Annotated in this window: 13 protein-coding genes; 4 read left to right on the forward strand and 9 right to left on the reverse strand. The window is 49.0% G+C overall.

What is annotated here, in order from left to right:
• The first annotated feature begins 539 nt into the window (after positions 1-539).
• Entirely contained in the window at positions 540-1,874 is a 1,335-nt protein-coding gene (gene ltrA, locus V7D78_RS07015; protein ID WP_333607731.1) for a group II intron reverse transcriptase/maturase, read from the forward strand.
• Positions 1,875-1,920: 46 nt separating this feature from the next.
• On the opposite strand, the gene V7D78_RS07020 is transcribed toward ltrA, so the two are convergent.
• The 6 genes from V7D78_RS07020 to V7D78_RS07045 all read right to left on the reverse strand — a co-directional run bounded on the left by V7D78_RS07020 (position 1,921) and on the right by V7D78_RS07045 (position 6,498).
• Positions 1,921-2,895 (reverse strand): hypothetical protein, encoded by a 975-nt coding sequence (locus V7D78_RS07020; RefSeq protein ID WP_333607732.1) that lies wholly within the window; start codon positions 2,893-2,895, stop codon positions 1,921-1,923.
• A 193-nt stretch (positions 2,896-3,088) separates the two neighbouring features.
• Positions 3,089-3,847: an HvfC family RiPP maturation protein gene (locus tag V7D78_RS07025; protein ID WP_333607733.1), complete on the reverse strand. Its 759-nt coding sequence runs from the start codon at positions 3,845-3,847 to the stop codon at positions 3,089-3,091.
• Positions 3,847-4,692: an HvfB family MNIO-type RiPP peptide maturase gene (locus V7D78_RS07030; RefSeq protein WP_333607734.1), complete on the reverse strand. Its 846-nt coding sequence runs from the start codon at positions 4,690-4,692 to the stop codon at positions 3,847-3,849. The genes V7D78_RS07025 and V7D78_RS07030 overlap by 1 nt, the downstream gene beginning before the upstream one ends.
• A gap of 48 nt (positions 4,693-4,740) precedes the next feature.
• Positions 4,741-5,244 (reverse strand): HvfA family oxazolone/thioamide-modified RiPP metallophore, encoded by a 504-nt coding sequence (locus tag V7D78_RS07035; RefSeq protein ID WP_333607735.1) that lies wholly within the window; start codon positions 5,242-5,244, stop codon positions 4,741-4,743.
• A gap of 113 nt (positions 5,245-5,357) precedes the next feature.
• Entirely contained in the window at positions 5,358-6,080 is a 723-nt protein-coding gene (locus tag V7D78_RS07040) for a cytochrome c biogenesis CcdA family protein (RefSeq protein ID WP_333607736.1), read from the reverse strand.
• 16 nt (positions 6,081-6,096) lie between these two features.
• Positions 6,097-6,498 (reverse strand): thioredoxin family protein, encoded by a 402-nt coding sequence (locus V7D78_RS07045; protein WP_333607737.1) that lies wholly within the window; start codon positions 6,496-6,498, stop codon positions 6,097-6,099.
• Between the two features lie 177 nt (positions 6,499-6,675).
• Here V7D78_RS07045 and V7D78_RS07050 point away from each other — a divergent pair, with 177 nt between their 5' ends.
• Entirely contained in the window at positions 6,676-7,221 is a 546-nt protein-coding gene (locus V7D78_RS07050) for an RNA polymerase sigma factor (protein WP_333607738.1), read from the forward strand.
• On the forward strand, positions 7,214-7,843 hold the full coding sequence (locus V7D78_RS07055; protein ID WP_333607739.1) for an NrsF family protein: 630 nt from the start codon (positions 7,214-7,216) through the stop codon (positions 7,841-7,843). The genes V7D78_RS07050 and V7D78_RS07055 overlap by 8 nt, the downstream gene beginning before the upstream one ends.
• Positions 7,844-7,863: 20 nt before the next feature.
• Here V7D78_RS07055 and V7D78_RS07060 read toward each other — a convergent pair whose 3' ends face one another.
• Positions 7,864-8,139, reverse strand: coding sequence for a hypothetical protein (locus V7D78_RS07060; RefSeq protein WP_333607740.1), 276 nt, complete (start codon positions 8,137-8,139; stop codon positions 7,864-7,866).
• Positions 8,140-8,309: 170 nt separating this feature from the next.
• Between V7D78_RS07060 and V7D78_RS07065 the strand changes: the two genes are divergently transcribed.
• Positions 8,310-10,700 carry a Lon protease family protein gene (locus V7D78_RS07065; protein WP_333607741.1) on the forward strand — a complete coding sequence of 797 codons (2,391 nt, stop codon included), beginning with the start codon at positions 8,310-8,312 and terminating at the stop codon, positions 10,698-10,700.
• A gap of 88 nt (positions 10,701-10,788) precedes the next feature.
• Here the strand turns inward: V7D78_RS07065 and lnt are convergent, their stop codons facing one another.
• Together lnt and V7D78_RS07075 are read right to left on the reverse strand one after the other, a co-directional pair.
• Entirely contained in the window at positions 10,789-12,363 is a 1,575-nt protein-coding gene (gene lnt / locus V7D78_RS07070) for an apolipoprotein N-acyltransferase (protein ID WP_333607742.1), read from the reverse strand.
• A 2-nt stretch (positions 12,364-12,365) separates the two neighbouring features.
• Positions 12,366-13,259, reverse strand: a complete 894-nt coding sequence (locus V7D78_RS07075; protein ID WP_333607743.1) for an HlyC/CorC family transporter — start codon at positions 13,257-13,259, stop codon at positions 12,366-12,368.
• Positions 13,260-13,283 lie beyond the last annotated feature (24 nt).

The raw sequence follows: 13,283 nt of genomic DNA on the forward strand, positions 1-13,283 counted from the left end.
TTGTGTACGCCCAGCATGGGCATGAACTTATGAGGTGAAAGTCCTCTGTAGGAAGATCACCGTTTACTTTGTTGAATCAATACAGTAAACGATAACTACTAGTAAATGGCAAGGGCAAAATCGCGAGGTTTTGTCTGGAGGAAGCCGCTAGCAAAACTGCGAGCTGATGAACAAAAACCTCATATGAGGCGTAGGCTGAAGGCGAGCTGGCACAAGACAGCGAAGCCAAGTGATCTAACGGCCACCGTAAATGAGGCAGTTGCGCAGTGACAGTTCATGTTCTTATCTGGGGAGATCTGTTTACCGTGCGATCGGCTCAACAACCAGTCAGGCTCTGGTATATAAGTGTCTCGGCCCTCAGAAGTCATCGCTCTGAGGGAGCAAACTAGATGAAAACCGATAGCGCGATCAGGGGTAACTCTGAATCGTGAGTAAATAGAAGTCAGCAGAGGGCATAGTAGCCAAATACCAGCCGTAATGGGCTGGACAAGGTGAATCCGATGGCGGCCCCGCCCAAACATTCAGAGAAAGGAGGAGCCTTGTCAAACTTGAACACACGAATGCCGACCGGCAATGACGTGACTCGGCATTATGACCTGAAGCCAGCCTTTAGCAACAATCTGTTCGAACAAATGCTCCAACCGGCAAACTTACAGCAGGCATGGAAACAAGTTCGAGCCAATAAAGGAGCCGCAGGAGTTGATGGCATGTCCGTCGATGAGTTTCCTGCATGGGTAAAGTCCGGTGGCTGGGAAACTGTAAAGGCGGAGTTATATTCCGGCGATTACCAACCCAAACCCGTTCGGCGCGTTGAGATCGAGAAACCTGATGGAGGTAAGCGACCGCTTGGCATCCCAACGGTAACGGATCGTGTCATTCAACAAGCCATTGCTCAAGTGCTCACGCCTATCTTCGACCCAACCTTCTCAGAACACAGCTACGGGTTCCGAGCAGGCCGAAATGGGCAACAAGCAGTAAAGCAGGTACAGCAGATCATTAAACAGAAACGACGTATTGCCGTAGATGTTGACCTGTCTAAGTTCTTTGATCGTGTCAATCACGACTTGCTTATGTCGCTGTTGAACCGACGGGTTCATGACAAACGACTAAAGCAACTGATTGCACGATATCTTCGAGCTGGGTTTATCGATAACCAGCTTTTCCATGAGACACGTGAAGGGGTGCCGCAGGGTGGTCCGTTATCACCTCTGCTGGCCAACATCATGCTTGACCCTCTGGACAAGGAACTGGAGCGGCGTAGTCACAGATTCGCCCGTTACGCTGATGATTTCATCATTCTGGTGAAAAGTCAGCGTGCAGGAGAACGTGTATTGAAAAGCGTCACTCACTACCTGCAAAACCGCTTAAAGCTTGTAATAAACACACAGAAAAGTCAGGTTGTGAAAACCAGTGAGAGTAAGTTCTTGGGATTTACATTCAAGAATGGACATATCAAATGGCACCCCAAAACGCTGCTGAAATTTAAACAGCGAATACGTGAGCTGACTAATCGAAACTGGGGCGTCAGCATGAGCTACCAGCTCTTTAAAACCAGCCAGTACATACGCGGCTGGATTAACTATTTTGGTATCGCCAACAGTTACCAGCTATGCTGTGATCTGGATCACTGGATCCGACGCAGAGTCAGGATGGCCTACTGGCGGCAATGGCGAAAGCCACGCACCAAGGTAAGAAATTTAATGAGATTGGGTGTGCATGTTCAATCCGCAGTCGCGTGTGGAATTACAAGCAAAGGTCCGTGGCGCAGCTCTAAAACCCCTGGGATCAATCAGGCATTATCTAATGAATTTTTGACGAAAGCAGGTTTAGTGTCACTGCGCGATGGATGGATCAAGCTTCACTACTCTGAATGAAACGCCCTGTGCGGATCCGCATGCAGGGTGTTGTGGGGACTGGAGGCTAGAAACCTCCGGTTACCCGATTGACCTGCTTTTCTGCCAAATGCAATTCCATCACGGCTTTTAACAAGCGAAACAGCTGAATAGACGCATTAATCTCTTCGCGCCTGTTGGTCAGGCTTTCTACGTTTAAACCCAGCGGAATGTTCAATTCAACGCAGTGTTGTAAAATCTGCTGCAAATTATCCCGGCAAATTTTAATAGATTCGGTCAGCGGATTAGCTGCATCCAAAATGCGGTACTTACTGGCCTCTGGCACAGAAATGCCCAGCCACTGCATAAACTGCAACGTCTGCTCACCACCACAGGGAGTAAAAGTTAAAATAATCCGCTGTGGGGTCAGGCCTTGCTTTTTGCAGCTTCTGGCGTAACTGGTTAATAAATCAATAGTGGCCTGAGCGTTATACACTGCCTGCGAGATAAAAAACTGGCAGCCTTGTGCGGCCTTATCGATTAAGCGCAAGTGTTCATTGCCTTTTTTAGCATGGCGCTCGGCAATGGCGACGCCACCCAAAAAATAATTTGCCGGATGTTGCTGTAGTTGCTGATACGCCTCAGGCAGGCTTAGTTTAATATCACCGGCAGAGGAGGGGCTGCCAACCAGCACCAGATTTTGCAACTGATAACCAGCTGCGGTATCGCTTAGCCACTGGTTAAATTCTAAGTTGTCGCGTTGTGCGACACTTTTGTAAGTAATCACATCCTGGGTAGACAGGTTACGCAGTAAGTGACTGTATTGTCTGGGATCCAGGGTGCTGTGAAACGGGAAGGGCCGCGCAGATTCGACCCGGCTACTTTCATCCTGAATGTCATACACTATCAGACCGTCGTATTCCACTTCATGTAAGCGAGCTAACAGCTTACTGGCAATGCGCTCGGTTTTGTCTGCCGCAGTACCAGCTTTTGGCGGAGTGGTGCCAATTAGGTAGACCCCCTGCCGCGGATCGGTAATTTTCTGCTGAAGTGATAACGCCATCTGAGTTAAATCCGAGAATGTTGATGGCATTAAGTATACAGCTATTTAGACGTCTGGCTATCTATGATGTGTGATTTTTTTTCAGTGATCTATGAATTTAAGGCATAGGTTTAGGCATGCTCCGGCAGTAAATAGCTGAGAATAGCAGTCGTCAGAAGGTGGACATAAACAGAAAAGCATTATATTGAATTAACTACAAAGCGCTGACAATAACGCCTTTTTCAGCAAGATCTGTCAGTAAAGTATCTGCCGCGACCTGAATTTGGGCCGGGCTAAGTTGTGGTAGCAATGGATACATACGCTGCAGCAGTTGATTAAATGTCAGCCCCGCGGCTTCGCTAAGATGATGCAACAGCAGTAAGCTTGCCTGATTAAGATTAACAAAGACCACATTGTCCTCAGCATTACGGTAAATTAAAAAAAAGCTGGGTTCATCAGCCGTATCAGGTTGAAAGTCTTCAGCAAGGCGTTGCACCGGAAAACGATAAGCCGCCAGCATGGCCCGCTCAGAAAGTGCCAGCGGCACTTGCTGCAGCTCAGCCAAGGTCAACGCTGGTTGCTCTGTGCTGTCTTTTACTGTGCCGACATAGAGCTCAGCCCACTCGTAATGCGCCAGTTCGGCTAAAAAGGGCGGGTGCTGGCCTTGTAGCGGACTATTTTGCACAAAGTCGACAAATTGCTCGGCAATATGCAAAAAATACGGAGACTGACAAGGGTACTGGCTGAAAAACTGCTGTTGTAAAGCCTGCCACTGCGCCTGGTATTGCGGCGTACTGTGATAAATGCGCGCTAATACCGGAAAGGCATTATTGATAAAATTGCAGACATTATTAAAAAATAACTCGCGATACACCTGCAACCGCTCGCTGGCGATGCCTTCTGGTGGCGGCTGGGTGTCCGGGCTGCGGATATAATTGGCAAACATCAGCTGGGTATGTTTTAAAGTAGCCATTACGCCTGCCTGCTGTTGCTTTGGCGGTAACGCTGTTGCAGCTGTTTAATCTGCTGCAGTTCAGTACACAGTTCAGCAAAAGGCGGCAGATTAAAATCCCGCTCGTATAAAGTTGGTTTTACCCCATGCTGCTGATAGGCCTCTGCCAATAACTGCCATACCGGAGTGGCTATTGCTGCGCCATGGGTGTCAATTAATAGCTCACTGCTTTGCTGATAATGCCCGGCCACATGATAATAAGCGATACGCTCGCTGGGCATCGCTTTTAAAAAAGCGCTGGCATCGTAGCCATGATTAACGGCATTAACGTAAATGTTATTTACATCCAACAGTAGCTGGCAGTCGGCCTGTTGTAACAGCTGGCAGATAAAGTCTTGCTCTGTTATTTGCTGGCCCGGCGCGGCATAGTAAGACACATTCTCCAGAATAAGTGGCTGCTCCAGAATATCCTGCACAGTGCGTACCCGCTGGGCCACATAGTTTACTGCTTCTTCGGTAAAGGGGATGGGCATAAGATCATACAAATGGCCATCGGCCGAGCAGTAGCTTAAATGCTCACTGTACAGCTGGATGCGGTGTTGTTTTAAAAAGGTTTTAATTTGTTTGATAAAGTCGATATCGAGCGGATCAGGGCTGCCGATAGATAAGGATAAACCATGACAGGCAAAGGCATGTTGCTCAGTCAGCTGTTGAAAGTCACGCGCTAATTTACCACCATAGGGCAGCCAGTTTTCAGGCGCCACTTCAAAAAAGTCGATGGCAGCTGGTTTTTCGGCAAGCAATTGCGGCAGCATTTCGCGGCGCAGGCCTAAACCGGCGCCGCTCAGCTTGGGGAGAGTACTCATCGTTAGTAATGACTTAGCAAACTTAACTCAACGCCACTTCAGCCAACATTAGGCCGCACCACATTTGCCTTCACCGCATTTGTGCTCTTTTGCTTTATCTGCGGCTTTTTTGCGAGCGTCTTTGGCTTTATCCTGTGCTTTTTGTTTTTGCTGATCAGCCTGTTTAGCTGCTTTATCGGCGCCGCACTTTCCTTCACCACATTTGCCTTCACCGCATTTCATTTCTTGCGCTTTATCTGCTGCTTTGTCGGAGGCTTTATCTTTGGCCATATCAGCACCGCACATGCCTTCACCGCACATGCCCTCACCACATTTCATTTCCTGTGCTTTGTCGCTGGCTTTATCGGTTTTGCTGGCGGCTTTATCAGTTTTAGCTTTGGCTTGCTGCTTCGCTTTATCAGCACCGCACTTGGCTTCATTACTGCTTATTTGATAAGCCATCGTTAATGGCTGAGCAACAAAGGGGTTGCTGTTGTCAGATGCGCCGGCCGTTGAGGCCAGGGTAAGGCTGCCGATAGCCAAGGCTAATTGCGCTTTATTCAGGGTTTTCATCAGGTGTTCCTCATAGATATAGGGTCATAGAGTATAGACTAAGCCTAAACAGATGCCGTCGTATTGTAAAGCGACGATCATCTTTGTCAGGCGACAATGTACCTTAGTGTTTTTCAATACTGGGTCACACTTTTTAACCAGAACTCCGGCAGATGGTCAGTGGCCCAGATAAGCAGTTGCTGATCCAGCCCGGTTAAGATCATCAGGCCAACCAGTAACAAACTATAGCCCAGCATTTTTCTAGCCAGTTCACTGCCAGCCGCCATTTTTGGTAAATATCGTCTGGCGGAGCCCGCAAATAAGTAAGCAATAGCGATTAACGGGATAGCCGCGCCAATGCCAAACACTAACATTTGCAGCCCCGCATACAGTATGGTTGTAGCACTGCCGGCCAATCCCAGCGCCACGCCCAACACGGGGCCAGCACAAGGGCTCCAGATCGCACCCAACAGTAGGCCCAACCAAATGGCCCCACCCGGTTTTTGCTCCAGAGTGCTGGCTAATCTATCTGCTTTAGCCGCCAGCGGTGACAATAAACCGCTACTGCCTTTTGTTAACCTGGGTACAACCAGCACCAGGCCAAACAAAATCAGTACGCTGGCAAACAAGGGGCGGGTGACGGTTTCAGTTAAGCCCAGCGCTCCGCCCAGACCGTGCAATAGCATGCCCATAATTGCAAAGCCAACAGCCAATCCCGCGCCTGTTAGTAACGGCGCAAACTTGTTTTTGGCCAGGCCGGAACTGGCCATGACCGGCAATACCGGCAAAATGCACGGTGAAAGGGTGATTAGCATACCTGCCAGCAATAGCAAGGGGAGCAAGCTATAATCGATCATGATAGCGACTCCGCTGTTATAAGGCTTTTTTCAGTTCATCTTTAATCGCCATCTCGTCAACCAGACCGCGACTGCGTGATACTTCCTTACCCTGGCGAAAGACGATAATGGTACTTTGCCCGGTCACATTGTATTTTTTGTTCAGGTTTTTTTCGGTTACCTGATTGTACTGCAGCACAGTTAACTGTTGTAAGGCGGGGTCCTGTAGTGCCGCTTGAATAGCGGGCACCTGGCGGGCGCACACCGGACAACCGGCTTTAGTGGCGACCAAAACAAAGCTGCCGTGTTGTTCCAGTTCGGCAAGTTGTGCCGCAGTATAGGCGGGTAAGCTTAAATTATTTGCGGCAACCGGCTTGAGCCAAAGCACAACGAATACCAGGGCAGCCAGTGTCAGGTAATTAAAATAGGTTTTAAACATGGTGGTTTTCTCCGTAACGAATAGTGTGGTTAGCAGCTGAATTATGCTGTCCTGACTTAATTGGCGATGAGGTGGCAAAAGGTTACAAAAAAAGCGTAAATTATTTTTGATGCCGGCTGTAACCTTTTGCGCTGTGGCTGACAATACTTAATGACAAGCTGTCTGACAGGGTAAAACATGAACGAGTGGCCAACGCTGCTACAGCGAGCCCAGCAAGGAGATAAACAGGCATATCAGGTCTTTTTAAAAGGCGTGTTGCCCTTTTTGCAAATGCGGGCGCGGCATTATGTCGCAGCACAACAACGGGATGATTTTGTACAAGAGGTGTTATTAACCATACACCGGATATTACATACCTATCAGTATGACTTACCGGTTGAACCCTGGCTGAGCGGTATTTTGCGACACAAATATTATGAAAACTGGCGTAAAACCGCTCAGCAGCAACGGGAGTCTTTGTCAGATGATGATAGCTGGCATCCGCAGGTGGCACTGGATGAGGATGAACAATATGCTGTGGTAAGCCGCATGTTAGCGCCATTACATCCGTTACAGGCGCAGGCACTTTATGCTACTAAGGTTGAGGAGTTTTCTGTGGCTGAGACCGCAAGCTTAATGCAGCGTAGCAGTAGCTGGGTAAAAGTGAATGTGCACCGGGCGATACAACTGCTTAAAAATGAACTGACTGAAGCTGAAGCGGCAACGGGAGCAAGTGATGAGTGATAACACCGATTTATTAATTGAAAAGCTGGTTGCCTCACATCGGGCTGTAACCCCATTCTCGCCGGCGCCAATACTGTTGCTGTCGGTCATGCTATTAAGCGCTGTGGCGGCATTATTTGTGCTGCCATTAGGCATTCGAACCGAATGGGGAGCGGCAGCACTATTAAAAACAGGGACCTTGCTGCTGCTTACGCTCACTATGCTAAATCTCACGCTACAGCTCAGTGGGCCACAGCAAGTGAACTGGCGGCAAGCCAGAGGGTTTTGGCTGTTATTGCTGTTGAGCATCGGCTTTTTAATGGGTTTTACGCTTCAGGCGCCGGCGCTGAGTGTGTCGCAAGCCACAGGCGTACCGTCATTTTGGGGGTGTGTCAGCTGGGTCGGTTTTATGGGTGGCGGCGCGCTGTTAGTACTGCTGCGAATGTTCCGCAGGGCCAGACCGGCCCAGCGTCAGCGATTAGCCTTGGCATTATCCTGTTGTGCGGCCTTGTTAGCCGCCAGTATCTATAGTTTGCATTGTACGGTCGATGCGGTTAGCTACCTGCTTACCGCATATTTGCTGGCGGTGATGCTGATTGTATTGTCAGGCTGGTTATGCAGCCGGCAGCTTTGGCACTGGTAACGCTTTCGTGAGCGGCAATATCAATGAACCCGGTACATCCGGCAAAAATAATCCAATACAGAATCGGCATCTAAGCGCTGAAAACGCAATTGGTATTTGCTGGCGATAGCTTCACCCAGGGTGCGCAGCGTTAACTCTAAAGGCGCGCCGGCCGGGCGTTGTAACTGATGACTTTCATATAAATAGTTCAGCGCCGCCGTGGTGTAGGACTTGCCCGGTAAAGGTTGTAGCAGTTTAAGCTCTTGTAAGCGTACGCCTAAATCGCGAATTTTCTGCAGGCAATGTTGTTCGTTCATGTGTCTTGCTCCCACTGTGCGATATTTTGAAGCTACTGTTAGCTGATAACTAGTTATCGGCACCTTGGTACTTAACTTGAATAAAAAGCCTTGATTGATAAATTCAGCAACTTTTGTGGGTGGCTTTTGGTAGTATAGGTGGCAGAGTATTTTTTAAGTAAAGGTATGGCATGACCAACACCGTTTCGCCCGTCGCATTAAGTCCAGAGCAGCTGGGACCGCAACTTAGCAAAGCGCAAATTCAACAGGCACTGCAAAGCACTGAAGTGATACCTGGCTTTATTGGCCAGGACAGGGCCAAGTCGGCACTGGCGTTTGCCATTGGCATGGATATGCCGGGCTACAACTTATACGTGATGGGTGAGCCGGCGCTGGGGCGCTTTACCTTGGTGCAGGAAATTTTACAGGCGGCAGCCAGTGAAAAAGCGACACCGCAAGAATGGTGCTACCTGAATAATTTTGATGATGAGCGGGTACCTATTACCTTGCGGCTGCTGCCGGGCGATGGCCGGGTGCTGGTAAAAAAACTTGAAGCCCTGATTGACGAGTTACTGGATACCTTTCCGGCCGCCTTTGATAACCCGGGGTATCAGCGTAAGAAAAAAGCCATTCACCGTGCCTTTGATGATCGCTACGAAGAGGCGATTGAACGGGTAGAGAAAAAAGCACTGGAAAAGCAAGTGGTGCTGTATGAAGAAAACGGTGCCGTCAGTTTTGCACCGATTATCGATGGTAAGCCGCTGGACGATCAGGAATTTACCAAGCTTACTGAAGAGCAGCGCCAATATTTTTATGGCCTGGTATCTGAGCTGGAGCTGATTTTAAATGAGCAGCTGTTAGAGCTGCCGCAATGGAAGCGGGAACTGTCAGAACAACTGCGGACGCTGCGTAAAGACACTATAGAGCAGGCGATTAAACCCTTGCTCAAACAACTTGAACACGACTATGTGGCTGAGCTGGGTGTACTAAAGTATTTGCGTGACATGCGCCAACATCTGGTCAAAGCGGTGTTAGAGCTGTTACCGGATGAGTCTGACAGTGATAAGCAGGAAGAGTCGGATAACCGCGAAATTTTTATTGATGAATTTGTGCCCAATGTGCTGGTGCATCATCAGACGATGTCCGGGGCGCCGATCATTTTTGAACCCAACCCCAGCTATGGCAATTTATTTGGCCGGGTAGAGTACAGCTCTGCCAGTGGCTCGCTGTATACCAATTACCGTATGGTGCGCCCCGGAGCCTTGCACAAAGCCAATGGCGGCTATTTGATTTTAGATGCCGATAGGTTGTTATCGCAGCATGCGGTGTGGGATGCCTTAAAGCTGGCGTTAAAGTCGGGTGAAGTGGTGATGGACACGCTAAGCGATCATGCGGTTACCCATTCCACTATTATTACCCCTAAGCCGATACCGCTCGATGTGAAGGTGGTGCTGCTCGGTTCACGTGACTTGTATTATTTAGTGCAGGATCACGATGAAGAGTTTAACGAATTATTCCGGGTACTGGCCGACTTTGAGCATTATCTGCCCTGTAATGAGCAAACCTTAAGTGTGATGTCGCTGCAAATTCAGGCGCAGCTAAAAGAACTGGGGCTGGAGAGCCTGTCTGAGTGCGGTCTACGCCAGCTGATGTTGTTTAGTTTCCGCCAGGCTGAGCATCAACGTAAGTTATCGGCACGTTTTGCTGACGTGTTAGAGCTGGTGCGAGAAGCCTGTTTTTACGCCAGTCAGCAAGGTGAGGACACGGTGAAAGCCAGCCATGTTAAACAGGCATTGGCCGGCAAGCAACACCGTACCGGCCGCATCAGTGAGAGCTTTTTAGAAGATATTCAGGAAGGACAGATTTTAATTGATACCGATGATTTGGATATCGGTAAAGTAAATGGCCTGACGGTACTGGAAATTGGTGATACCGCCTTTGGTACCCCGGCCCGTATCAGTGCCACTGTGTTTGCCGGCTCCAGTGGTGTAATAGATATCGAACGTGAAGTCGAGCTGGGTAAAGCCATCCACTCTAAAGGGGTGTTACTACTAACCGGTTATTTAGGTGCCCGTTATGCCCGCGATTTCCCTCTGACCTTAAGTGCCAATATTGCCATGGAGCAATCTTATGGTCATATTGATGGCGACAGTGCGTCATTAGCAGAAGTTTGTGCATTAATTTCGGCCATTACTGAAGTGCCGATCAAGCAAAGTCTGGCGGTAACCGGTTCCATAAACCAACATGGCCAGGTGCAGGCCATCGGCGGCGTCAATGAAAAAATTGAAGGCTTTTTCCGGCTATGTCAGTCTCGGGGGTTAACCGGTGAGCAGGGTGTGATTATTCCAGCCAGCAATCAGCTTAACCTGGTGTTGCATGATGACGTAATAGCCGCAGTTGCTGCCGGTGAGTTTCATATTTATGTGGTTAAAACCGTGGACGAAGCGCTGGGCTTGCTAACAGGCATGCTGGTCGGCGAGAAAAACAGCCGCGGTCAGTACCCGAAAAAATCGTTAAATGCGCTAGCCGTAAAACGCTTGGAGCAGATTGCCGAGCTGGTTAATGGCAGTGTGGATGAATAACTTTAGTTAAGTGGTTAACTTCACATATAAAAAACCGGCGCTATGCGCCGGTTTTTGTTTAAGTGTCCGTTAGCCGGTGCTTAGCGATTTAACCGTTTTTATTTGTCTTTTGCATTAAAAGCAGTGCAGATAGCCAAAACAGACAGAAGCCGTACAAGGGCCAGTCGCCGAAACGGCTGTATGGGGTAAAGCCAGTGGTTAAGTTGATGTCATCTTTGATAATGGCTTCAACAAATTGTGGCGCTTGCTGGCGAATGCTGCCATCAGGGTTGATGGTGGCGGTAATGCCGTTGTTGGTGGCACGCAGTAGCGGCCGGCCAAACTCCAGTGCGCGCATCTGGGCAATTTGTAAATGCTGGTGCGGGCCTATGCTGTCGCCAAACCAGGCATCGTTACTAACGGTCAACAATAATTGAGTCTTTTCGGTAAAGTTGGCTTTTATTTGCCGGGGAAAGGCAATTTCAAAGCACAGGGCAGGCAACAACTGATAGCCATTAGCAAGTAAGTTTGGCTGCACATAGTCGCCGCGGCTAAACGAGCTCATCGGTAAGTCAAAAATGGGCGCTAAGCGTCTTAGCCAATTTTCAAAGGGTACAAATTCACCAATCGGCAATAAATGGTGCTTACTAAAACGGTTCTGATGGCCATAAACATAGTGGCCCTGCTGCGCAGCAGCGCTGTCTTTTCCTACCACAATCAAATTATTCCAGGCTTGCTGGCTATGAAAGTGGTAATCCAGAATGCCGGTAATCACCGCCGTATCCTGATAAAACGCCGCACTATCCAGATTTTGCAGGTATTCCCCGGCTAAGGGCTCTAACTGCGGAATAGCGGCTTCTGGCCAAATGACGATGGCTACGTCACTGTAATGTGGCCGGGTCAGATCCAGATATTTCAGCATGGTCGGCCATTCCTGCTCCGGCTTCCAACGTAAATCTTGTTTTATATTCCCTTGGACTAATAACACTGCTACCGTATCAGCGCTGTATTGCCAGCCGTGCAGCGGCCGTAACAGCGGGCCTGAGGCTAACAGCAGGCCGGCAATCAATACCGGCACGTAGCGACGCAGCACCGCTGTTTGATGTAACCCTGAGGATGAGGTTGCGCTGTCGCGGAAAAATAATTGCGCCAGCGCAGCGGCACTAAAGGCGATAATAAAGCTTAAGCCGGTTTCACCTAGTAATGGCGCAATGGGCGCGAGCCCAGCCTGAGTTTGACTATAACCCAGTGATAACCAAGGAAAGCCAGTAAGCATAATGCTGCGTAGCCATTCAGCAAAGAGCCAGCTGATCGCAAATAATAGCGAAGTGCCGGCTAACTGGCGCTGCAATAGCCAGCTGAGTACTGCTGCCAGCGCCGGAAATAGCGCCAGATAACTTACCAGTAACGCCATCAGCGCCAGACTGGCAATCAGCGGCAAGCCACCAAACTGATCAATACTGACATGTACCCAGCTAATGCCAAGACCAAACCAACCCAGACCATAACTAAAGCCTAACAGTGCTGACTGACGCCAATGATGACTTTGCTGGTTGAAGTAAACCAGTAAGCCCAGGCTGAAAAACGGCAGCCACCACATGGTATAAGGGGCAAAGGCCAGCGTATTTAGTAAGCCGGCAATCAGTAAGCACAGGCATTGCCACAGTAAACTCCGGGTAATCAAGATTAACTACCATTCCCTGTAGCATGCTCTGTGGTTTTGCTATCAGGGGTCTTGCCACAAATGACCTGCAATTGCATTAAACGCCGGCTATTCGCTTTGCTGACTTTAAAGGTCAGGTTTTGCAATACTATGGTTTCGCCCCTTGTTGGCATATGGCCAAAAGCATGCAGCACTATACCGCCAATGGTATCTGCGTCTTCTTCATCAAACTGGGTACCAAAACTGTCATTAAATTCATCCAGAGGCGTCAGTGCACTGACCTGAAACACTCTGGAGGCCATTTTTTTGATGTCATCATCTTCTTCATCGTCGTGCTCATCTTCAATCTCGCCAACGATTTGTTCCAGAATATCTTCAATGGTCACCAGGCCAGATACGCCGCCATATTCATCCACCACTATCGCCATATGATAGCGTTTTTGCCGGAATTCTTTTAACAGTGCATCTACCCGTTTACTTTCGGGGATAATCACTGCCGGGCGCAATAAATCACGTAAGTGCCAATCGGGGTTAGCCGGATCCAGTGCGTATTGCAGCAGATCTTTAACCAGCAAAATACCTTCAATATGGTCTTTATCTTCATTGACCACCGGATAACGGCTGTGGTTATTTTCCAATAAAATCGGCAAAAACTCGCTGACCGGTTGTTCAATATCGATGGTAGCCATTTGTGAGCGTGGCACCATAATATCTCGGGCGCGCATGGTGGAGACAGACAACACTCCCTGCAGCATGGCGCGGGTGTCATGATCAATCAGTTCGCGGTCAGCTGCAGCACTGATAATATCGTCGAGATCGGAAAGGTCTTGAGGTTCTGCACTAAAAATACTGGCGATACGTTCTAACCAGCTGCGATGCGCAGAACCGCGGCTAGAGTGGGGATTGTCGTCACTCATCAGTGAACTGGTGCTCCGTTAATG

The organism is Arsukibacterium sp., assembly GCF_036735525.1.
Lineage (GTDB): Bacteria > Pseudomonadota > Gammaproteobacteria > Enterobacterales > Alteromonadaceae > Alishewanella.